The sequence below is a fragment of the Amycolatopsis benzoatilytica AK 16/65 genome, from assembly GCF_000383915.1.
Classification (GTDB): domain Bacteria; phylum Actinomycetota; class Actinomycetes; order Mycobacteriales; family Pseudonocardiaceae; genus Amycolatopsis; species Amycolatopsis benzoatilytica.
This window is the reverse complement of record NZ_KB912942.1, coordinates 4,237,890-4,258,838: the sequence shown is the minus strand read 5'-3', so window position 1 is coordinate 4,258,838 and position 20,949 is coordinate 4,237,890. Positions and strand designations below refer to the sequence as shown.

General features: G+C 68.5%; 20 protein-coding genes. 12 read left to right on the top strand and 8 right to left on the bottom strand.

Annotated features, from left to right (window positions below; translation table 11 throughout):
- Positions 1-327: 327 nt before the first annotated feature.
- Complete coding sequence (locus AMYBE_RS0119555; RefSeq protein WP_027927815.1) at positions 328-1,722, bottom strand: DNA-binding protein; 1,395 nt, start codon at positions 1,720-1,722, stop codon at positions 328-330.
- Between the two features lie 483 nt (positions 1,723-2,205).
- Here AMYBE_RS0119555 and AMYBE_RS0119550 point away from each other — a divergent pair, with 483 nt between their 5' ends.
- Positions 2,206-3,657, top strand: a complete 1,452-nt coding sequence (locus AMYBE_RS0119550) for a DNA-binding protein (protein WP_020661083.1) — start codon at positions 2,206-2,208, stop codon at positions 3,655-3,657.
- 94 nt (positions 3,658-3,751) lie between these two features.
- Here the strand turns inward: AMYBE_RS0119550 and rpe are convergent, their stop codons facing one another.
- The gene (gene rpe / locus AMYBE_RS0119545; RefSeq protein WP_020661082.1) at positions 3,752-4,408 is read right to left on the bottom strand and encodes a ribulose-phosphate 3-epimerase; all 657 of its coding nucleotides are present in this window, start codon (positions 4,406-4,408) and stop codon (positions 3,752-3,754) included.
- Between the two features lie 166 nt (positions 4,409-4,574).
- Here rpe and hxlA point away from each other — a divergent pair, with 166 nt between their 5' ends.
- The 5 genes from hxlA (at position 4,575) to AMYBE_RS0119520 (ending at position 10,728) form a co-directional block, all read left to right on the top strand.
- Complete coding sequence (gene hxlA / locus AMYBE_RS0119540; protein WP_020661081.1) at positions 4,575-5,201, top strand: 3-hexulose-6-phosphate synthase; 627 nt, start codon at positions 4,575-4,577, stop codon at positions 5,199-5,201.
- A gap of 103 nt (positions 5,202-5,304) precedes the next feature.
- Positions 5,305-7,407 (top strand): transketolase, encoded by a 2,103-nt coding sequence (tkt, locus tag AMYBE_RS0119535; RefSeq protein ID WP_211226834.1) that lies wholly within the window; start codon positions 5,305-5,307, stop codon positions 7,405-7,407.
- A gap of 306 nt (positions 7,408-7,713) precedes the next feature.
- Complete coding sequence (gene hxlB / locus AMYBE_RS0119530) at positions 7,714-8,301, top strand: 6-phospho-3-hexuloisomerase (RefSeq protein ID WP_020661079.1); 588 nt, start codon at positions 7,714-7,716, stop codon at positions 8,299-8,301.
- 44 nt (positions 8,302-8,345) lie between these two features.
- Complete coding sequence (gene glpX / locus AMYBE_RS0119525; RefSeq protein ID WP_020661078.1) at positions 8,346-9,314, top strand: class II fructose-bisphosphatase; 969 nt, start codon at positions 8,346-8,348, stop codon at positions 9,312-9,314.
- 31 nt (positions 9,315-9,345) lie between these two features.
- Positions 9,346-10,728, top strand: coding sequence for an ATP-dependent 6-phosphofructokinase (locus tag AMYBE_RS0119520; protein WP_020661077.1), 1,383 nt, complete (start codon positions 9,346-9,348; stop codon positions 10,726-10,728).
- Between the two features lie 18 nt (positions 10,729-10,746).
- Here AMYBE_RS0119520 and AMYBE_RS0119515 read toward each other — a convergent pair whose 3' ends face one another.
- The 4 genes from AMYBE_RS0119515 to AMYBE_RS0119500 all read right to left on the bottom strand — a co-directional run bounded on the left by AMYBE_RS0119515 (position 10,747) and on the right by AMYBE_RS0119500 (position 13,805).
- Positions 10,747-11,394, bottom strand: coding sequence for a CBS domain-containing protein (locus AMYBE_RS0119515; protein ID WP_027927813.1), 648 nt, complete (start codon positions 11,392-11,394; stop codon positions 10,747-10,749).
- 19 nt (positions 11,395-11,413) lie between these two features.
- Positions 11,414-11,812, bottom strand: coding sequence for a VOC family protein (locus tag AMYBE_RS0119510; protein WP_020661075.1), 399 nt, complete (start codon positions 11,810-11,812; stop codon positions 11,414-11,416).
- A 249-nt stretch (positions 11,813-12,061) separates the two neighbouring features.
- Positions 12,062-13,228, bottom strand: coding sequence for a cytochrome P450 (locus tag AMYBE_RS0119505; RefSeq protein ID WP_020661074.1), 1,167 nt, complete (start codon positions 13,226-13,228; stop codon positions 12,062-12,064).
- Complete coding sequence (locus AMYBE_RS0119500) at positions 13,200-13,805, bottom strand: VC0807 family protein (protein ID WP_020661073.1); 606 nt, start codon at positions 13,803-13,805, stop codon at positions 13,200-13,202. Before AMYBE_RS0119500 ends, AMYBE_RS0119505 begins: the two co-directional genes overlap by 29 nt.
- A gap of 49 nt (positions 13,806-13,854) precedes the next feature.
- Between AMYBE_RS0119500 and AMYBE_RS46670 the strand changes: the two genes are divergently transcribed.
- From AMYBE_RS46670 to AMYBE_RS0119485, 3 genes are all read left to right on the top strand, one after another.
- Complete coding sequence (locus AMYBE_RS46670; RefSeq protein WP_020661072.1) at positions 13,855-14,439, top strand: TetR/AcrR family transcriptional regulator; 585 nt, start codon at positions 13,855-13,857, stop codon at positions 14,437-14,439.
- A gap of 36 nt (positions 14,440-14,475) precedes the next feature.
- A complete protein-coding gene (locus tag AMYBE_RS41985; RefSeq protein WP_020661071.1) occupies positions 14,476-14,667 on the top strand; it encodes a ferredoxin in 192 nt (63 codons plus the stop codon).
- 624 nt (positions 14,668-15,291) lie between these two features.
- Positions 15,292-15,852: a hypothetical protein gene (locus AMYBE_RS0119485; RefSeq protein ID WP_020661070.1), complete on the top strand. Its 561-nt coding sequence runs from the start codon at positions 15,292-15,294 to the stop codon at positions 15,850-15,852.
- 665 nt (positions 15,853-16,517) lie between these two features.
- Here the strand turns inward: AMYBE_RS0119485 and AMYBE_RS0119480 are convergent.
- Positions 16,518-17,348, bottom strand: a complete 831-nt coding sequence (locus AMYBE_RS0119480) for an alpha/beta fold hydrolase (RefSeq protein ID WP_020661069.1) — start codon at positions 17,346-17,348, stop codon at positions 16,518-16,520.
- A gap of 153 nt (positions 17,349-17,501) precedes the next feature.
- Positions 17,502-18,710 carry a helix-turn-helix domain-containing protein gene (locus AMYBE_RS0119475; RefSeq protein ID WP_027927812.1) on the bottom strand — a complete coding sequence of 403 codons (1,209 nt, stop codon included), beginning with the start codon at positions 18,708-18,710 and terminating at the stop codon, positions 17,502-17,504.
- Positions 18,711-18,885: 175 nt separating this feature from the next.
- Between AMYBE_RS0119475 and AMYBE_RS44970 the strand changes: the two genes are divergently transcribed.
- From AMYBE_RS44970 to istA, 3 genes are all read left to right on the top strand, one after another.
- A complete protein-coding gene (locus AMYBE_RS44970; protein WP_154676247.1) occupies positions 18,886-19,239 on the top strand; it encodes a hypothetical protein in 354 nt (117 codons plus the stop codon).
- Positions 19,236-19,451 (top strand): hypothetical protein, encoded by a 216-nt coding sequence (locus tag AMYBE_RS46215; RefSeq protein ID WP_020661066.1) that lies wholly within the window; start codon positions 19,236-19,238, stop codon positions 19,449-19,451. Before AMYBE_RS44970 ends, AMYBE_RS46215 begins: the two co-directional genes overlap by 4 nt.
- A gap of 127 nt (positions 19,452-19,578) precedes the next feature.
- The gene (gene istA, locus AMYBE_RS0119460; RefSeq protein WP_020661065.1) at positions 19,579-20,934 is read left to right on the top strand and encodes an IS21 family transposase; all 1,356 of its coding nucleotides are present in this window, start codon (positions 19,579-19,581) and stop codon (positions 20,932-20,934) included.
- Positions 20,935-20,949: the final 15 nt, after the last annotated feature.

Below are 20,949 nucleotides of genomic sequence, written 5' to 3'. Positions count from 1 at the left end.
CTGCACCACACGAGACATGCTCTTATTGCCCGCCCGGTGCTCGACTCGCCCCGACGATTCGAGCACCGGGCGGGCGTTTTTCACGATAGGCAACGACCGGAAAGGTGAGCTGGAATGAGCCAGTCGTCAACGGCGAAGCCGGAACCTGGAGTCGAACTGCTGTCCTGCTGGAGTTGCGGGGAGGAGTACCGGCCGCAGGAACGTGCGCGTCATACCGAGCCGGTGCAGTGCGGGCCGTGCATCGTGTGCGCCGGCAAGCCGGCGTGCTGCAGTTGCCGTCTCATGTACTGCGTGTGCGAGGTGCACCGGTACCGCGGCTGAAGCGCCTCAGATCGCCAGCGCCCGCCGCACCGCCGGGGTGTTCCGCCGGGAAACCGGCACCATGGTCTGTTCCTGGTCGTCCATGACCAGGAACAGTTCGCCCTTGAACCCCCGCTCGACCTCGCGGATGCGGCTCAGGTTCACCACGTACTGGCGGTGCACTCGCAGGAAGCCGGCGTCGCCCAGTTCGGTTTCGAGTTTGTCGAGGCCGGGCGAGGCGGAGCGCAGCCGTCCTTGGTCGGTCGACAGCCACACGTCGTTGCCGTCCGACTGGGCGAACGAGACTTCCGGATGCCGCAGCAGCACCATCCGGTTCTCTCGGGTCGCGACCATTCGGTGCGGCTGCGCCCCCAGCGGGCGGTCCTCGCCGGACCGGGGCAGCGGAACCCCTTCGGACGCGCCGAAGGTCACCAGGTTGCCCAGCAGGTGCCCGGACAGGAACACCGGCCGGAAGCTGATCGGGATGGGTTCGGCGGCGAGCCGGGTGAAAATCTGCGTCGAGCCGAGCCAGTCGTGATTGCGCGTCGCCTCTTTCGCGGCATAGACGGAAGCCTGGATGAACTCGGGCAATTCCGGTTTCCATCGCACTGCGGGATCGGGGGCGGGCGTCGAGCCGGGGATGCCGAGAAGCACGCTCGCTGTGTCGTCGGCGAGCACCACCCGCCCCGAGGGGTCGACTGCCGCGAGCGCCGCGCTTGAGCGCGCCCTGGCGTCGTTGAAGGACGCCATCAGCTGGGTGCCGTCGTCTTGGGCACGCCGGCGCAGGATGCGCTGCGTCATCGTGGCGGCGTTGCTGAGCCAAGCCCCGGCCGCGCCGGGAAGATCGGTGCGCCAGCACGAAATGTTGAGTACTGCGACCGATTCCCTGGTCACCACGTCCCGGATCGCGACGCCGGCGCAGTTCCACTCGTGGAACGCCTGGCACCAGTGTTCCGCGCCGCGGATCACCACCGGCGCATAGGACATCAGCGCGGTGCCCATGCCGTTCGTTCCGGCGGCCCCCTCGGACCAGCAGAACCACGGTGCCAGGTTGGCCGCGGAGGCGACGGTGCGAGTGGCCGGGTCGCCCCATTGGGCCAGGACGCGGCCGCTCGCGTCGGTGATGGTCACGATGCCGCCGCCGGCGTTGACCTCGTGCGCGAGCGCGGCGGCGCGGAAGCCGAGTTCCGCGATGACGACGTCGCGCTCCAGCGCCTGGTCGACTTCGGCGACGGCGACCGGCGCTTCGGTGAGCAGGGGATCGACCCGGAACTGGTCCCGGCACCGGTGCCAGGAAATCGCGACCTCGGGCCGCACGCCGCGGAGGTCGTCCTCGCCCCGGACGAAACGTTCCCAGGCTTGGTGCACCGTTGGTTCGCCACGGTTGCGTGATGCCGAATCGAGTCGGCGTACGTCCGCCATGTGAGACCGCCTTTGGTCCGGTGCCGATCCGAACGAGTGCAGCCCGGGTCGGTTGGCTGCCCTGGGAAGCTAGGCTTCGGGTCGGCGCGGCGGCAAGCCAAGCGGGATGACTGCGGGCGAATGCCGGATGAACGGCTGCGGAACGAGGATGACCGGCGGTCGTCCGCGCACTAGCGGCGCACCGGCCCGGAGAGCGCTGGCCTGCCCTACTCTTCGAAGGGTGCGGCGTGCGGCTTGACCTGGGCGGCGTTGTGCGGAACGATTTTTCGCTGCTCGGCCACGAGCCGGGCAAGTTGTCCCGCCTGATGGGAAATCTGGAACGCCTGTGGGCGGCGCGAGACTGATCTTGTTTGTCTACAACTTGGTAACCGGACGACGTGGTCATGTCTTGTAATGATGTGCTGCTCCGAGCTACGTTTGTAACCGCTGTCACAGCCCGGCGGTCCCTGAGGCCCTGGTGCTCGAGGCGACGAGGAGGTCGCGATGACCGTGAGCGTGCCGCCGTTGGCGATTGCACCGAGTGAGTCCGGCAGACGCGGCATTCCGGCGGGCGGTGCTCTGGAAGCCTCGTCGTCAGCGAGAGAAGTAGCTCGGGCCTGGGAGAGCTTCGCCGCGGGCGAGGACATCGAAACCGGCGTTCGCCCGGAGATCCTGGCGTCCTGGTACCGCTGCCGGGACCGGTACGAGGTGGACCGGACTCTCGATGTCGCGCCGGGAGCGAGGGGCGACGACGTCCAGCGGCTCGACAACGGTGTCATCTTCACGACGCTCGGCGGCCTTGGGGCGCTGGCCGGTCGTGAAGTGGACCACGATGGCGCCGTTGTCACCGTCGCGGACGGGGACGGGCGCGTTCTCGGTGCCTGGGGTGACCCCAGCGCGCAGCGGCGGGCCGAGCTGCACAACCTCGCCCCGTGGTCCTCCTGGTCGGAGCAGTGCACCGGCACGAACGGGATGGGCACTTCGCTGGAGGTGTCCGGTCCGGTGACCGTGACCGGGCCGGAACATTGGTGCGAAGCGTTCCACCGGTGGTCCTGCGCGGGCATCTCGATCCGCGACGTGGTGACCGGTTCGCCGGTCGCGTCGATCAACATTTCGCGGTGGAACGCGGCGCTGTCCGAGCTGGTGCCGGCGTGGCTGACGAAGGCGGCCGCCTGCGTCGAGCAGGAGATCTACCGGCGTGCCATCTACGAGGCCGACAAAGTGATCTCCGAGTTCAACCGGAAATGCGATCAGGTCGCCGAGCCGTTCCTGGCGATGGACCGGGGCGGGAACGTGATCGCGGCCAACGACGAGGCGGTGACGCTTCTCGGGCTGACTCCCGGAAGCGGTATTTCAGCGGGCGCGACCGAACCGGCGAAACGCTGGACCCCGGACATTCCCGGGCTGCCCGAAGTGGTGCGGTGGGCCAAGGAGCGCGCGCAGGGGCCGGCTCGATGGAGCGGCTACGCCTGCCTGCCGGTGAGCCCGGGAGAGGACGCCACCCCGGTGACCCTGAGGCCGGTCCTCGACTCGGACCACGTGGTAGGGATGCTGTGCCTGTTCGGGGTGCGAGACGGCGAACCGTACGAGGAACGCGTGGAAGCCGCGGTGGGCCCGCTGCCCCGGCGGATCGTCGGGATCCGCAACGAGCGGCTGGTGCTGCTCGCCCCGTCCGAAATCCGCTACGCCGAGGCCGACCGGAATATCGTGTGGCTGAACACGGAACGCGGAAGGATGCAGGCCGCGACCCGGGGGCTGGACAACATCGAGCGGTCGCTGATGTCGTGCGGGTTCAGCCGGGTGCACCGGCGATTCCTGGTGAACCTGCGCCGGGTGGCCGAGCTGGAACGGGGCATCAAAGGCGAGCTGTTCCTGATCATGGACCCGAGGTCGCATGATTCGGTTCCCGTTTCGCGGCGGCAGGCTCCCGAATTGCGGAGGATGCTCGGCATCTGAGTTCCGCGGCGGCCGGGAACCTGGCTGCGGAGAACTCCCCGGGGCAGCCGGACTGGTTTCGCGGTCGCCGCCCCTGCTCGCCAGAGGGCGCTGCTCAGCGTTTGCTGTTTTCGGCCTGCAGGCGCAGCGCATCCACGGCGCGCGCCGGGTCATCGGCCGCGTAAACCGCCGAGCCGGCCACAAAGCAGTCGACGCCGGCCTCGGCTGCTTGCTCGATCGTGTCGCGGTTGATGCCGCCGTCGATCTCCACCACCAGGTTCAGGTGCCCGGCGTCGACCAGCCGCCGCGCGGCGCGCACCTTGTCCAGTACCTCGGCGATGAACTTCTGCCCGCCGAAACCGGGCTCCACCGACATCACCAGCAGGGTGTCGTAGTGCTTGAGCACGTCCAGATACGGCTCCAGCGGGGTCTTCGGCTTGATCGCGAGTCCCGCTTTCGACCCCGCCGCGTGCACGTTCTTCGCGAGCATGACCGGATCGTTCGCGGCCTCGACGTGCACCGTCACGTTGTAGGAGCCCGCTTCCGCGTAGCCGATCGCCCACCGGTCCGGGTTCTCGATCATCAGGTGGCAGTCCAGGGGGAGGTCGGTCGTCGCCAGCAGCGACTGCACGACCGGCAGGCCCAGGGTCAGATTCGGGACGAAATGCGCGTCCATGACGTCCACGTGCAGCCAATCGGCACGTCCTTGCACGGCAGCCACTTCGTCGGCGAGCCGGGCGAAATCGGCGGAGAGGATGGACGGCGCAATCAATGATTTATTCGACACGAGCTCAATCGTAATTTCCGCGGCGCGGCCGAGAGGCATTGGTTGTACGTATCGGGGGATTGTGTTTGCGCATGTGGCGAAGTGTTGCTGTGCGCGGGCCGGCGAGGTGATGGTGGAGCGGAGTTTATCGGCGAGTGCGAAGGAGTTTGTCGTGCGGTTGCAGGTTGCGTTGGATGTGCTGGATTTGGGTTCGGCGTTGGCGTTGGCGCGTCAGGTGGCGGGGGAGGTGGATATTTTGGAGCTGGGGACGCCGTTGGTGAAGTCGGCGGGGATTTCGGCGGTGACGGCGGTGAAGGCGGCGCATCCGGACAAGCTGGTGTTCGTGGATTTGAAGACGGCGGACGCGGGGGAGCTGGAGGCGACGTTGGCGTTCGAGGCGGGGGCGGATCTGGTGACGGTGATGGGGGCGGCGGACGACGACACGGTGCGGGGGGCGGTGGCGGCGGGGCGCAAGTACGGCAAGGAGGTGGTCGCGGACATGATCGCGGTGACCGAGGGCCGGGTGGCGCGGATTCGGGAGGTGGCGAAGCTGGGGGTGTCGTTCGTGGAGATCCATGCGGGTCTGGACGAGCAGGCGCGTCCGGGTTATTCGATCGACACGCTGCTGGCGGACGGGCGCGAGGCCGGGGTGGCGTTCTCGATCGCGGGCGGGGTGAAGGCGGCGACGATCGGGCTGGTCAAGGACGCTGGTGCGGCGGTGGCGGTGGTCGGGGGCGGGATCTACAACGCCGCCGATCCGGCAGCCGCCGCGCGTGAGCTGCGCCAGCTCGCCGCCTGACCCACCCGCCCGCCGCGCGCCGGGCGTGCGCTCGGCGCGCGGCGGGCCGGATCTGCTTTTTCCGGAATCCATGAAGAATCGACACTTTCGGGAGTACGCTTCCATGGCAGCAAACCAATCCCCTGACGAGATTGCCCGGTTGACGGCCAAGCGGCTCCCGGAAGACTGGACCAGTCTGGACGAGCGTGCGGTGGACACCGTCCGCCTGCTGGCGGCGGACGCGGTCGAGCGGTGCGGGAGCGGGCACCCGGGCACCGCCATGAGCCTCGCGCCGGTCGCTTATGCGCTGTTCCAACGGGTTCTGCGGCATGATCCCAGCGACCCGGAGTGGATCGGGCGCGACCGGTTCGTGCTGTCCGCCGGGCATTCCAGCCTGACCCTGTACATCCAGCTGTTCCTCTCGGGCTACGGGCTGGAGCTGGCCGATCTGAAGGCGTTGCGCACGTGGGGCTCGCTGACCCCGGGCCACCCCGAATACGGGCACACGAAGGGCGTCGAGATCACCACCGGCCCGCTGGGCCAAGGTCTGGCCAGCGCGGTCGGCATGGCGATGGCGGCCCGCCGCGAGCGCGGCCTGTTCGACCCGGAAGCGGAACCGGGCACGAGCGTGTTCGACCACCAGGTCTACGTGATCGCCTCCGATGGCGACATCGAAGAGGGCGTCACGTCCGAGGCGTCGTCGCTGGCCGGAACCCAGCAGCTCGGCAACCTCACGGTGATCTACGACAGCAACGAGATCTCCATCGAGGACGACACGCGCATCGCGCTGTCCGAGGACACCGCGAAGCGCTACGAGGCATATGGCTGGCACGTCCTCACCGTGGACGGCGGCGAGGACGTAGCCGGGTTCCTCCGCGCGATCGAGCAAGCCAAGGCGGAGACCGTCCGTCCGACGCTGATCGTGCTGCGCACCGTCATCGGCTATCCCGCACCGACGAAGATGAACACCGGCGGGGTGCACGGCGCCGCACTGGGCGCGGAGGAACTCGGCGCGGTCAAGCGTGCTCTCGGCTTCGATCCGGAGCGGAGTTTCCAGGTCGAGGACGAGGTATTGCGCCACGCTCGCGAGGCGGCCGCACGGGGCCGGGCGGACCACGAGAAGTGGCAGCTCGAGTTCGACGCCTGGGCGCGGAGCAACCCGCAAGGCAAGGTCCTGCTGGACCGCCTGAGCACACGCGAGTTCCCCGCTGGCTGGGCGGACGAGCTGCCCGTCTGGGAGCCTGATGAAAAGGGGGTCGCCACCCGCAAAGCGTCGGCCGCGGTGCTGGCCAAGCTCGGCGAGGTGCTGCCCGAGCTGTGGGGCGGGTCGGCGGATCTGGCCGAGAGCAACAACACCACGATCAAGGGCGCGGATTCCTTTGGTCCAGCCGAGATCTCCACGGATGCCTGGACCGCGCAGCCCTACGGGCGCACGTTGCACTTCGGCATCCGGGAACACGCGATGGGGTCGATCCTCAACGGCATCGCGTTGCACGGCGGAACTCGGCCGTACGGCGGAACGTTCCTGATCTTCAGCGACTACATGCGCCCGGCGGTGCGGCTGGCCGCGCTGATGGAACTGCCGGTCATTTACGTGTGGACGCACGACTCGATCGGTCTCGGCGAGGACGGGCCGACGCATCAGCCGGTCGAACAGCTGGCCTCCTTGCGTGCGATCCCGGGAATGTCGGTGGCCCGCCCGGCGGATGCGAACGAGACCGCCTACGCCTGGAAAGCCGCACTGGAAAACACCGGCGGCCCGACCGGGCTCGCGCTCACCCGGCAGAACGTGCCGACGCTGGAGGGCACCTCGGCCGAGGGCGTCGGGCGCGGCGGCTATGTGCTCGCCGAGGCGTCGACCGGCACCCCCGAGCTGGTGCTGATCGGCACCGGTTCCGAGGTGCAGCTGGCGGTAGCGGCCAGGAAGACACTGGAGGCCGAGGGGATTCCCACGAGGGTCGTGTCGATGCCGTGCGTGGAGTGGTTCGACCGGCAGGACCAGGCTTACCGGGAAGAGGTGCTGCCTCCTTCGGTGCGGGCCCGGGTGGCCGTCGAAGCGGCGATCGCGCAGCCGTGGCACCGGTTTGTCGGCGATGCCGGCGAGATCGTGTCGCTGGAGCACTTCGGCGCTTCGGCGGATTTCAAGACCTTGTACAGCCAGTTCGGCATCACCGTCGACGCCGTGGTGGAAGCCGCACGCCGAAGCGTGCGCTCCGTTCGGCGGTGATGCTGTTGCCGCAGGCGGCAGGAGGGATCTGGGAACATCTGCCCGAAACGCGTCCACAAGGGCTGATGGGATCCTCCTGAACGGTACGCCTGCACGAAGCGGCCCCGGCGGTGTCTCCGCCGGGGCCGCTTTCTTTTCGCCGTCAGTATTCGTCATCCCAATCAGGGGATAGGTTTTCCTGATGCCGCAAGCCTTGCTGGTCGGGCAGGCAGTAGAGAATCCTTGTGGTCTAAGCAGATTGGCCCGCGCGATGGCAGCGCAGGCGACGTGCCAAGGTCGCCCGCCCGCGAGTGGAGGAAGATCTCGTTGACGAATACGATTCCGAAGAAACTGGACGTTGCCCTCTTCACCGGAGCGACCCGTGCGGTCGTCGGCGAGGTGGACCGGGTGAGCGCGGCGGTGCAGTCCGCGGCGTGGCTCCGAGCCGGCGCACTGCTGCTCAAGGCGCCGGCGGTGTTCACCATCGGCACCGGCCGGAGCGGGCTCGCCCTGCAGATGGCCGCGATGCGGTTCATGCACCTCGGCCTTCCGACGCACGTCGTCGGCGAGGTCACGGCCCCGGCGATCGGTCAACGGGACGTCCTGGTCGCGGCATCGGGCTCCGGGTCGACCGCTCGGGTGGTGCGCGCCGCGGAGACCGCGCGCGCCCAGGGCGCCGACGTGATCGCGCTGACCACGTCAGCCGAATCGGCACTGGCCAAAACCGCGACCGAGGTGCTGATCATCCCGGCCGCGGACAAGCAGGACTTCGACGGGAACGCCTCCGTCCAGTACGCCGGCAGCCTGTTCGAGCAATCCGTTCTGCTGATCACGGATTCGCTGTTCCACGCGCTGTGGCAGACCAGCGGCAGCCAAGCCCGCGAACTGTGGCGGCTGCACGCGAATCTCGAATAGCCGCCTCGCCGTCCTGATGCGACCGATCGAAATGGGAGCCCGAAATGCAGTGTCAGACTGAGGTCGCACCGCGCACGTGCGTCGACATCCACGCACTGGAGGCGGTGGCGCTGGCCACGACCCGCAGCGCCGCCGTCGCCAGCTACGCCTGGGTGGGCCGGTACGACCAGAAGGCCGCCGACGCGGCCGCCACCAAGGCGATGCGCGAGGCGCTGGCGGAGGCTCCCGGCCGGGGAACCGTGGTCATCGGGGAGGGCGAAAAGGACGACGCCCCGATGTTGTTCAACGGCGAGATCGTCGGCACCGGCAACGGCCCGGACTTCGATATCGCCGTCGACCCGCTGGAAGGAACGTCCTTCTGCGCCAAGGATCTTCCGGGCTCCCTGGCGACGATCGCGTTCGGCGAGCCGGGCACCCTCTGGTCGCCCGGACCGGGGTTCTACATGGACAAGATCGTCGTGCCGCCGCCGGCGAAGGACGTCGTCGATCTCGATGACCCGCCGGAGCGCACCCTGGAGAACGTCGCCGCCGCGCTCGGCAAGAAGGTTTGCGAGCTCCGGGTGATGATCATGGACAAGCCGCGGCACAAGAACCTGATCGCGCGCGTGCTGCGGGCCGGTGCGGCGGTGCAGACTCCGGCGGGCGGCGATGTCGGCGGAAGCCTTGCGGTGCTCTTGCCGACGCTCGACGTCGACTTGCTGCTCGGCGTCGGCGGCACGCCCGAAGGCGTGATGACCGCGGCCGCGGTCCGCGCGCTGGGCGGCGGGATGCTGGGCCGCCTCGCCCCGCAACGGGACGAAGAGGCGGACGCGATCCGAGCGGCGGGCATGTCGCTGGACCGCGTCTACGAATGCGACGAACTCGCGGCTGGCGATGCCTTCTTCGTCGCGACCGGGGTCACCGGGGGATCGCTCCTCGATCGCCCCCGGAACTGCGACGGCAAGACCACTTGCGAATCGCTGCTGATTTCCCGGGGCGAGATCCGCTACCTCACCCACACCACCTTCGAGTGATCCACGCTGTCCGCACGACCAGGGAGATTCGGTGACGCTGCATCTGGACGACCTCCGCGTTCGTCATCTCGGCGAGTGTCGTTACGATTCGCCTCTCGCCGAGATGTTGTCGACGAAACAGACTTCTCCGCACTATGTCGCGGACGGCGACCGGGTCCTGCTCGAGGACACCGTGTCGATGCTCGCCGAGCATCGCCTCCCGCCGGCGCGCGTTCCGAGCTTCGAAGGGGCCGGCCCGCGCCGGAAGATCTACTTCGACCCGGCGCGGGTCACCGCCGGCATCGTCACCTGCGGAGGGCTGTGCCCGGGGCTGAACAACGTCATCCGCGGTCTCGTCCAGGAACTCGCGGTGCATTATCAGGTGAAGCGAATCCTGGGTTTCCGGAACGGCCTGCAGGGGCTCACCGCCGAACACCGGCACGACACCGTCGACCTGACGCCCGCGCACGTTCGCGACATCCACAAGGACGGCGGCACGATCCTGGGCAGCTCGCGAGGCGGCCAGGACGCCGACGAGATGGTCGACAGCCTTGTTCTGCGGGGCGTCGACATCATGTTCGTCATCGGCGGTGACGGCGGGATGCGCGCCGCGACGTACCTCAGCGACGCGATCCGGGCGCGCGGGCTCGACATCGCGGTCATCGGGGTGCCGAAGACGATCGACAACGACCTGCCCTTCACTGACCAGTCGTTCGGTTTCCAAAGCGCGTTCGCCCGGGCGACGGACTTCATCTCGTCGGTCTCCGTCGAGGCCGCGTCCAGCCCGAACGGGGTCGGGATCGTGAAGCTGATGGGCCGGCACTCCGGCTTCATCGCCAGCTATGCCGCGCTGGCCGCCAACGGTGCGGACATCGTGCTGATCCCGGAGATCCCCTTCGCGTTCGAGGGGCCGGACGGCCTGCTCGCCCACGTCGAGCAGCGCGTGCGGGCGAAGGGCTACGTCGTGATCGTCCTGGCCGAAGGGGCAGGGCAGGACCTGCTCGACCAACCCGGTGCGGCGCACCGGAACGGGCGCGGCACGGACGCGTCGGGCAACGTCAAGCTCGGCAACGTGGGGGAGCTGCTCAAAGACCGCATTGCCGCGCACCTGACCGCGGCCGGCCTTCCTCCCACGATGCGCTACATCGACCCGAGCTACGCGATCCGGAGCATCGCGGCCAACCCCTACGACAGCGTCTATTGCCTGCGGCTGGCGCATGCCGCAGTGCACGCCGCGATGGCGGGCCGCACCGCCGCCGCTGTCGCGCGCTGGCGGCGGCGCTTCGTGCACGTTCCGCTGTCGCTGATGACCAGCCGCCGCAACCAGGTCGACCCCGATGGCGACCTGTGGATGTCGGTGCTGGAAACCACTTGCCAGCCGGCGGAATTCGGGGCAGGGGCGAGCAGAGAAAAGGTGCCGATGGGGTTTTGCTGAGCCTCGGATCGGCCGAGTTCACATTCCGTGCGCGGTGACGTCGTCGAAGCGGAAGTCGAGCTCGTCGCAGACGGCGACCACTCCGCGCACCCGCTGTGCCGCCCGAACCGCTTGCTCGACAACGCTTCTCAGCCCGACGGTGCCGGTGAGCGTCACGACGCCCTCGGCGACCCGCACCCCGATGCCCGCCGGCGCGCCGGCTTCGGCCTCGGCCTGGATGTCGGCGTCCGACCGCAGAAACGCGGACAGGACGTCACGGTGGGACATCAGCCCGACCAGCCGGGCTTCCCGGTCCACCACGCACAACTGGTCCGACCTGGCGTCCGCGAGCCGCCGGAGCGCCGCGTGCAGCGGCGCGTCGGCGGCGATCGTCGGCGCGGGTGCCGTCATCAGCTCGGCGGCAGTGCGCGCACCCGCTTTTCGCCACCGGCTGCGTCGGCGCGGCCTGCCGAGCGTGGGAACTCGGTCCGCGCCGCCGTGGAACTCGCTCTTCGCTGTCACGTCGGCTGCGGTGACGAGCCCGATCGGCCGGCCGGCCGGATCGACGACCGGTACCGCCGGCGCGCCGTGTTCGAGCAGGGCCGCGAGGAGGTCCCGGAACGAGGTGTCGTGCCTCGCTGAGACGACCTGGCGTGCCATTACGTCGGCTACCCGCTGATCGCACATAGTTTTCCTGCTGCCGTGGTTATTCCGGACCGGCGAAGAACTCGAGCGGGATGTTGTCCGGATCGCGGAAGGAAACGCCGCTGCCGTAGTGCGCTTTCTTCACCCCGCCGTGCGGGATGCCGAGCTCGTCCAGCCTCTTGGCCCACTCCGCCAATTCGGCGTGCGACGCGACCGCGAATCCGACGTGGTCCAGGCCGGTGCGACGTTCGTCCGCCCGGTCCCGGGTTTCCCTGCCGAGGTGTGTGTGCAGCCCGAAAAGCATGCCGCCGTCGAGGGCGAAAACCGTGTGGTGGAACTCGCCGCCTTCTTCGTCCTCGTCCAGGACGGGCCCCGCGCCGAACAGCCTGGTGTACCACTCGGTGCTGCGCTGAAGATCGGACACGGTGATCGCGACATGCTGCAAACCTGGGAAAGCCATGTGCACCCCTTCGCGCGCCTGGTATGCCCGCCCGGAATGCGGACGTACCGGTGTTTCTTACCAGCCGCCGGGCGGCCGGAGCCTGCTCGATCGAACGGGCGGCGGCGGGGCAGGGACGAGCGGGCGACGGCCCCGAATGAACGGGGACGCCGCTTAGAGCTCACCGATATCCGCGTCGTCGGTTTCCGCGCGGATCGGGCGTCCCCAACCGGCACGATGCGCGGGCGGTTCCCGGCGAAGCTGGCCGGTTCACCAGGTCACCGGCAGGGAAACCAGGCCTCCGGTGAGGCTTTTCCGGTGGGTTCGCAGTTCTTCCCGGGGCACGGCGAGATCGAGCCGGGGGAACCGATCGACGATGCGGCGCAGGACTTCGCACAGCTCGACCCGGGCGAGGCTCGCGCCGATGCAGTAGCGGGGTCCGTGGCCGAAGGCCAGGTGTTTGTTCGGTGTTCGGGTGATGTCGAACGTGTCGGGCTCGGCGAACGCCCGGAGGTCTCGGTTCGCCGCGGCGATCGAGAGCAGGACTGCGTCGCCCGCCGCGACGGTGACGTCGTCGATGCTGAGGTCCGTGTTGGCATAGCGGGGCAGCCCGCCGATCGAGCTGAAGGTGGACATCCGCAGAACTTCGTCGACGGCGCTGTCGATGAGCCGCGGGTCGGCACGCAGGGCTCGGTACTGGTCGGGATGGCTGATCAGCAGGAGCGTTCCGAGGTCGATCCGGACCGTGGTGGTCTCGTGCCCGGCGAACAGCAAGGTGGCGGCCACCCGGGCGACGTCCGTGTCCGTCATCGCTGCTTCGGCGCGGACGAGGTCGGAGATGACGTCGTCGCCGGGGTTGCCGCGTTTGTGCTCGATCAGGGTGTGCAGGTAGCCGGTGAAGTCCCGCAGGGCGGCTTGTGAGCGGTCCGCGTCGAGGGAAGCGAGGTCGGTCGACCACGTCCTGAGCCGGTCGTCCTCACCGTAGGGCACGCCCAGGAGTTCGCAGATCACCATCACCGGCAAGGGCACCGAAACCGCCAGGTGCAGGTCGGCCGGGGGAGTGCGCATCTCGTCGAGCAGGCCGTCGACCAGTTCCCCGATCCGGGTCTGCAGCTGCCCCATCCGCCGCGCGGAGAACGCTGGCGCCAGCAGCCGCCGCAATCTCTGGTGCTGGCGCTCCTCGTTCTCGTGATCCCCTGCGGCACCGCCCAGCAGAGCCGAAGGCGAAATGCGCGCGGCCTGCTCGGGACGCGGGTGCGAGCGGCCCAGCCGCTCGTCGGAGAGCAGCGCCTTGACGTCGGCGTAGCGGGTGACCAGCCAGGCGGCGTCGCCAGCCATGGTGCGGACTGGTGCGACGGCGGAGCGGTCCTGCACTGTCCGGTAGTGCTCGGCGGCGACGAGCGGGTCGTCACCGCGCTCGAACGGGAGCTGATCCATGCGAAACTCCTTCCGTGGTTGCGGCGGGGCGGCTCGACAGCGTCCACAGCGCCAGCGGCCCGAACGCGACCGCCGCCAGCAGGGGCGAGAGCACCAGCAGGGTGCCGGGGGACACCGCGAAGGACAGGGCGACGCGAACCGATGCTTCCGCGACGAGCACCACGCCCCAGACGGCGGTCATCCGTCGCGGCCGGTCCGTCTCACGGGACAGCAGCTTTCGTCGCAGGACGGCGATCAGCGGACGCTTGGTCAGCAGTGACAGGAGGAACAGGACCCCGATGACGCCGGTGACGATGGAGTCCTTGACCAGCAGGATCCGCCCGTTGCCCAGGACGAGGCCCGCGGCGAGACCGACGATGATCGCCACCAGCGACAACACCGCCACCGGATCCAGGCGACGGCTGCGCATGGCGGTTATCGCGATGCCCAGCAGCGGAAAGCCGCAGGCGTACATCAATGCGGTGGTGCTGCCGACGCCGTGATGGACCAGCAGCTGGTAGGCGATCACCGGCGTGACGACGTTCAGCAGGAGGGTGGGGCTGAAGACGAGCCGCGCGACGGCACGCTGTTTATTCATGAGTTAACACTATCAAGTGTATACTCGGGGAACAACACTTGGAGAGTTCATGGCACCCGACGACCGCACCCCGGGGCGCACTCTGCTGCGCCGGCCCGAGCGACGAAGCCAGCTGATCCGCGCCGCGACGGAGGCCTTCGCCCGCAATGGTTTCGCGGCCACCAGTCTCGACGACATCGCCGAGCAAGCCGGCGTCACCAAAGTGCTGATCTACCGGCATTTCGCGTCGAAGAACGAGCTGTACCTGGCCGCGCTGACCGACGTCCGCGATCGGGTGCGCGCGGTCGTCGGCTCGGCCGACAGCTACACCGGCGACACCGTGCACGCCTTCGTGACCGCTGCGGACGAGGACCCCGACGGCTTTCGGCTGCTGTTCCAGCACGCCGCCCGGGAGGCAGCGTTCTCGGCCTACGCGGCGGACTTGTTCAGCGACGCGGCGCACATCGCCGAGACCTATTTGCGCGACCGGGTCCCCCAGCGGGCGCGGCGCCGCTGGGTGGCGACCTTGATTCCCAAGATCATTGTCGAGATCACACTGTCCTGGCTCGAGGAAGGCCGGCCCGTCCCGGTGGCCGATCTCGGCAGCACCGTCCGGGCCGCCCTGGCCGCCCTGGTCGAGGTCCGGGCGCCGTGAGTCCGCCTGAGGGCGGAGCGTGTCCGAAGGCGAGCAGTGTTGCTGCTCGCCGAGGTGATCGGCCTCCTGCCGGCGAGGCTGCTCGCGCCGGAGGTGTTCGACCAGCGCGAGGACGACGGCATCGTGCTCCTGCTCGACGAATACCCCGGCGACGAACTGCACGCGACCGTCCGTGAAGCCGCCATCGTTTGCCCCGGGGCCGCAATCTCGGTGCACGAAACTGCTTGACCCGTTCAGCGGTGCCGATCGCCGGAGACTCCGAGGCTGATCTCGTGGCTTCCAAATGCGTTGCACGGCAAGCAATACCGAGAAGAATGCAGAGACTCAGCTGTCCCTTGGCCAGCCCTGCGGGGCGGTAAAAAGAGCGGTGTTACTCCCGATCATGGAAGTGCACCTGATGGCCGACGTGATGTCCGGCGCGGAGAATGCTGAGGCCGTCGAAGTCCGAGACCGATCTCGACGGCCTGGACGACCAGCTCGTCGCGTGGCTTGTGGATCGCGCGACGGCCGGGACACAGGCAGCTTCCCTGCAACCCCGAGTTACGCCGTTCGTTCGACGGGCCCCGTGACATGGGTACCAAGCGCGCAACTGGCTTTTCGTTTCTGTATCAGCTCTCGAGTAAGCCACATTTGACCACGCTTTCCCGAATCGCAAGCCAGCTACCGTCGAACTCAACGGAGCTGACATCTGGTGGTTCATGAAGTCCGTTACAGGCAACGGCCGTGCCTTCGGGGCTGTGCGCGTATTGGTAACAGTCGGGCCACGGTAGTGACGGAACGTAACGCGCAGGCCAACATGTGCGAGTCACATCTGCAGGGAGTCCTGTTGTAGGCGAAGCGAGAAGATCAGCCATGAGCCTGTCGACGAGTACCACACTGGCTGTTGCCCGAGATGCGACCGACCCCGGCGACAAGGCCGTCACGCTGGACGACCAGGAAGTCACTTGGGGCAAGGCGCTGGTCAGCGTCATCCCCACCGAAGTACTGGCCGCATATACCGCCGGCTTGGGGTTGGTCGCCAGCCTGACATCGTCCGCCCCGGAGGCGTACTGGCCGTTCCGCATCGCGTGGTACTTCGGCTGGCTGGCCGCGACGCCGGTCATTGCCTGGCTGCTGTTCTGGCGCAAGGCCAAGGCCGCCCAGACGGTGGCGGCCGCCGACGTCGCGGGCCGGAAAGCGGCCGGTCGTGCTGAAATCATCGCTCCGACGCTTGCCGCAGCCGCCTGGTTCACGGCCATGCCGGGCTCTCCGTGGCAAGTACACCTGTCGCCCGGCGCCTTCCAGATCACCGCGTTGGTCGCGTTGTCCGCCGGCTCGCTCCTCGTCGGTTTTCTGGTGCCGGCGATGACAAAACCGACGTCGTACAAGCCATCGGCCCGGCCGGTTCCGGCGACGGACGACCACAACCGATGAACCAAGTTCGGTCGCACCAACCTGCGCGATTGCGAGAGGTGAGGGAACTGCGATGGGAAAGGCCAGAATAGCCGGTGTATTGGCCGTCCCGCTGCTCGCCGTTTTCACGGCGTGTAGTCCAGCGATGCCGAGCCAACCTCCGGCGGAGTCCCTGCGGTCGAGTCTGAGGGAAACGAGCGCTACAGTCGCGCCTGCGACCGCGCCCACGACGACAACGCCAAAGGCAGTAGCGCCGAGTACGACGAAGCCGGCACCTTCGCCGCCACCTACGCGTCCGGCTGCCACCAGCCGGCCCAAGGCCAAGTCCTGTCAGACCGGCAGTTGCCTGAATGCGGCACGGGGCTTGACGCAGCAGGATGTCATCCGGCAGCGGGATGCCTGGTTGGCAAAGCATCCCGGCTGGTGCCCGGCTGGTGTCATGGGCGCGGTGGCACCTTGCTGAACTGCCGCCTTAGTTCCCGCGTGCCAGCCCGTCTACCGCTGCCGAGGCAGGGGACGCATCGGTGTTCCGGAGTGTCCAGGTTGACGGCGCGGCCTCCAGCGCGTGCCCGAGGACTCGGGCAAGCAGCCCGCCATGGCCAGATTCACCTGCATGGTGGGCAGGTGAATCTGGCTTCGCCCGGGGCACGGCGAGCTCCGGAGAGGGCGGCGCTGCGGGGAGATCCTTAGCCGAGGAACTTTTCGACGATCGCGTCGAACGCCGAAGGGTTCTCCAGGAACACGAAGTGCGAGCTCGCCTCGGTGGTGGGGAAGATGTGCAGCTCGGCGTTCGGGACTCGTTCGGCGATGTAGCGCTGCGAGTCCGGGTGAACATGGCTGCCGTCGCAGCCGATGACTAGCGTGGGGACGTTGATGCGGGGTAGGACGTCACGCCAGTCCTGTGCGCAGTGGTCGAACAACAGCGGCACACCCGCGTACGCCGGAGTCGATTTGATCTCTTCGACGACGAAGTTCCACACCTGCGGGTCGGTGTCACCGGAGAACATCGAGTGCTCGAATGCCTCGAGGGCCGCTGGCCCGTCCGGCCCGTTCAGATTGGCGGCCAACTCCAGCAGGCCGTTCACGTCGAAGATCGCGCCGGATTCGGTCTGCTCGTCCTTCGTCATCCAGGGCACTGCTGCGACAGCGGCTGGCTGATCGACGATCACGAGTCGGCGTATGCGTCCGGTCCCGTGGCTGTCGATGTAGCTCCACAGGACGGATGCGCCCATGGACCAGCCGAGGGCGTCGGCCTCGTGCAGACCGAGATGATCCAGTAGCTGCTCGAAGTCTTGGGCGAGCCGCGCGATGCGGTAGCCGTGGCGGGGCTTTTCGGACACGCCGTGGCCGCGCTGGTCATAGGTGATGACTCGGCGGTGCTTGCCCAGGCCGGCGAGCTGGTTGCGGAACATAGCCTGGGTCTGGCCCCAACCGTGCACCATCACCAGGGGCGTGCCCTCGCCTCCGGTGTCCTCGTAGGCGAGCGTGACACCGTCGTTGGTGGTGAAGGTGGGCATCGGGCTGCTCCTCGTCGAGTTCGGCGCCTGCGTCCGGCCGGGGTTCCGGCATCGTCCGGTGCCGAGCAGTGTCGGCTGTGTGTTGGCCGGTCACTACCGTCGTGCGACGAGAAAACGCGCCACGCTTTGCTCCGACTGTCGAAACACGGCTGATCAGCTCTGCGAGCGCGCCTGGATGATGTCGAGCATCGCGAACCCGGCGTGCACTGCCTGTCGGGTGTGCCCGTCGGCTACGTCGAGCCCGGCCAGCTCGTGGATCCGTCCGAGCCGGTAGTACAGCGACGTCCGGTGGATGTGGAGTTGCTCGGCCGCGGCGGGGCCGTTGCCGGCCGAATCCAGGTACGCCCGCAGCGTCGCGGCTAGATGACCGTCGGCATCTATCGCGCGAAGCTGCTGCAGAGGGTGCGGCAGCAGCGCCTCCGACAGGTGCTCAGGCGGAATCAACAGCAAGGGCCCGTAAGCGCCGAGCGACTCCCAAGGCGTGACCTCGTCGCCTAGTCCGAGGGCGGCGGCCCTGCATGCCAGGTTCGCCTGCGCCAGTGAGCGGGACGCGTGATCGAGCCCGTCACCGGTGCTCCCAAGGCCGGCGACGCAGCGGAAGCGGCCGGAGGCTAGTTCGTGTGTCCGGTCGAGAATTTGTCCCACGCGCCGGCTGACCGGCTGCGGATTCCGTGGCTGCGACCCGACTAGCAGCACTGCCGACTCGCCGGTGACCGCGAACATCGAATCCGTCTTGTCGGCTCGCGGCCTCGCGGACAGGGCGTTGCGCAAGGCGATCTCGACGTGTGGGCGGGTCGTCGTGGTGGGTCCGGCCACTCTGATGTCGACGGCGGTGACGGCGGTGAAGCGCTCGCCGCGTCCGCTCCCGTTCATGGTTGCGATAGCGCTGCGTCGTGCAGACGGGTCGGTGCCAACCAGGTCCAGCACGAGCTGCTCGTCCTGGCTGCCCGGACTGGCCTCCTCTCGGCTGTCATGCAGCGCGTACGCCAACTCTTGAGCGACCTCGTTGACGCGTCCGAGCTCTGCGGTGGTGATGCTGCCGTCCGCGTCCATCACCATCAGCAGGCCCAAAAGCTCACCCTCGAATCGGATCGGGACGCACACGCGCGCATGCATCCCGATGTCCATGTCGGGCGGGATGAGTCCGGCTCGCGTCCAGTTCGACACGCCCTGCGCGAGAACGTGCCCGCGAGCCCGCGGCTCTGCTCCGTGGTTGAGCAGCGCCCTGACGCGAACGGGATCCTCGTCTCCGTAGTGCGCGCTGGTGTACAGCATCTGCACTGCCGGGTCATTGATGACCACCGAGCGGGACAGTTCCTCCGCCAGTTGATCGATCACCGTTGAGACGACGCTTTGGGGCATGCGGGGATTCTACAAACGGAGCAATACCCGGCTCGATCTCTCGTCCTGGGACGGTGTGCGCAGCCGCCGTTCGACGGCAGGGTGATGACGAGCACTCGGCGCGAGCGCGGTGGCTGGTGTGTGCCGGTTTCGGAGCACTGCCGTCGCACAACAAATCGAGAGGAAAGGTGTCGTGATGAGCGCAGTGCAGCTGCCCGGCTGGGCGCACCGCAAGTTCGGCAACCTCGATGCCCGGCGTGCAGGCCCCCGCGGCAGAGGTCGCATTCTCTGGCATCGAGGACGCAGGACTCACGCCCGGCTACATCGATGCGATCTCCCTCGGCTCTGCAACGACGGGTTCTCCGCTCAGGGCTTCGAGGGCGAGCTCGTCGGCGCGTCCATGCCCCAACGCGCGACGATAACCGACTTTGCACACCGAGAACGCGTGCGCTCCAGGAGCAGCAGCACTGTCCACACCGGCCTGCCGATGCCCGGCGAAAACATCGTCGTCGTCACGGCAGAGCTCCTCGTCAAGGAGGTCAGCTGGTGAGCAAACGAGATTTGGAAGGCCGGATCGTCGTCGTCTTCGGTGCCGGCTCCAGCGGTCAAGGGTTGTCCAACGGCGAAGCGGCGGCTCTGGCCTACGCCGAAGCGGGCGCCATCGTCGTGGCCGTCGACCGCGACCGCGGCGAAGCCGACCGCGTCGTCAAGGGAATCACGGCGGCCGGCGGCCAATCCCTGGGCATTGATGGTGCTCTCTGAATAGGGCCAGTCCTGCTCTCTGAAATTCCCCAGCTGGGGTGTCCTGTCGGCGCGTCGTTTGCGCTGGTCAGCGGCCTCGGGGTGACGGTTTCGGTGTTGATCACCGTGATCGTGACCGGAGGCGTGGATGCTCACTCTGGAGGAAGACGTGGAGGCGCAGGCGCTGCGTGCTCAAGGCTGGTCGGTCTCGGCGATCGCGCGACATCTCGGACGCGACCGCAAGACGATCCGCCGCTACCTGGCCGGCGAGGTGGTGCCGGGCAAGCGACGGCCAGCGGGGCCGGACCCGTTCGAGCCGTTCCTCGGCTACTGCCGCGCCCGGCTGGCCGACGACCCGCACTTGTGGGCGGCGACGCTGCTGGACGAGGTCACCGAGCTCGGCTACCAAGGCGGCTACTCGACGTTCACCCGGGCGCTGCGCCGCTATCAGCTGCGCCCGCACTGCGAGCCTTGCCAGGTGTCCCGCGGCCGGGACGTCGCGATCATCACCCACCCGCCGGGCGAGGAAACCCAGTGGGACTGGCTCGAGCTGCCGGACCCACCGGCGAGCTGGGGCGCCGGGAAGCAGGCACATCTGCTGGTCGGCGCGCTGGCGCACTCGAGCAAGTGGCGCGGCGTCCTGGCCGATGCCGAGGACTTCCCGCACCTGGTCGAGGCCCTCGACGCGGTGGTCCGGCGCCTGGGCGGGGTGACCCAGGTCTGGCGCTTCGACCGGATGGCCACGGTCTGCCACCCCGCCTCAGGCCGGATCACGCCCGCATTTTCCCAGGTCGCGAAGCATTACGGGGTCCGGTCGGTGACGTGTCCGCCGCGGCGCGGGAACCGCAAGGGTGTGGTCGAGAAGGCCAACCACTCGGCCGCGCAACGCTGGTGGCGCACCCTCGGCGATGACGTCACGATCGCCGAGGCGCAGGCCGGGCTGGATCGTCTCGCGGCCAAGCTCGATAGCCGCCGCCGGGTCCTCGACGGTGAGCGCACCACGGTCGCCGGCCTGGCCGCGGCCGAGCGGCTGCACGCCCTGCCGCTGGTCGCGTTCCCGGCCGAGTTCGACCTCGGCCGGATCGTCACGCCGCAGGCGCTGGTTTCCTTTCGCGGCAACTCCTATTCCGTCCCGCCCGGGCTGGGCGGCGCGCAGGTTCAGGTCCGTCACCGGCTCGGCGCGGACGTGCTGCGGATCGTCACCGAGGGCGGCGCGACGGTCGCGGTCCACCACCGCGCCCCGGACGGGGCCGGCCGGGTCGTCCGCGACGACGGGCACGTGATCGCGCTCGAACACGCCGCGATGGGCGCGTTCAGCACCGATCGGCCCTGCACCCACAAGACGCGCCGGCCGCCGTCGGCGGCGGCGTTGGCCGAAGCAGCACGACTGCGCGGCCTGCCCGCGACGGGGCCCGCGGCCCACGTCGTGATCGACCTGGCCACCTACGCCGCCACCGCGGCGAAGCTGGGCAGCGCACCCACCTATGAGTCCAAGGAGGACTGATCACTTGTCCGGAAA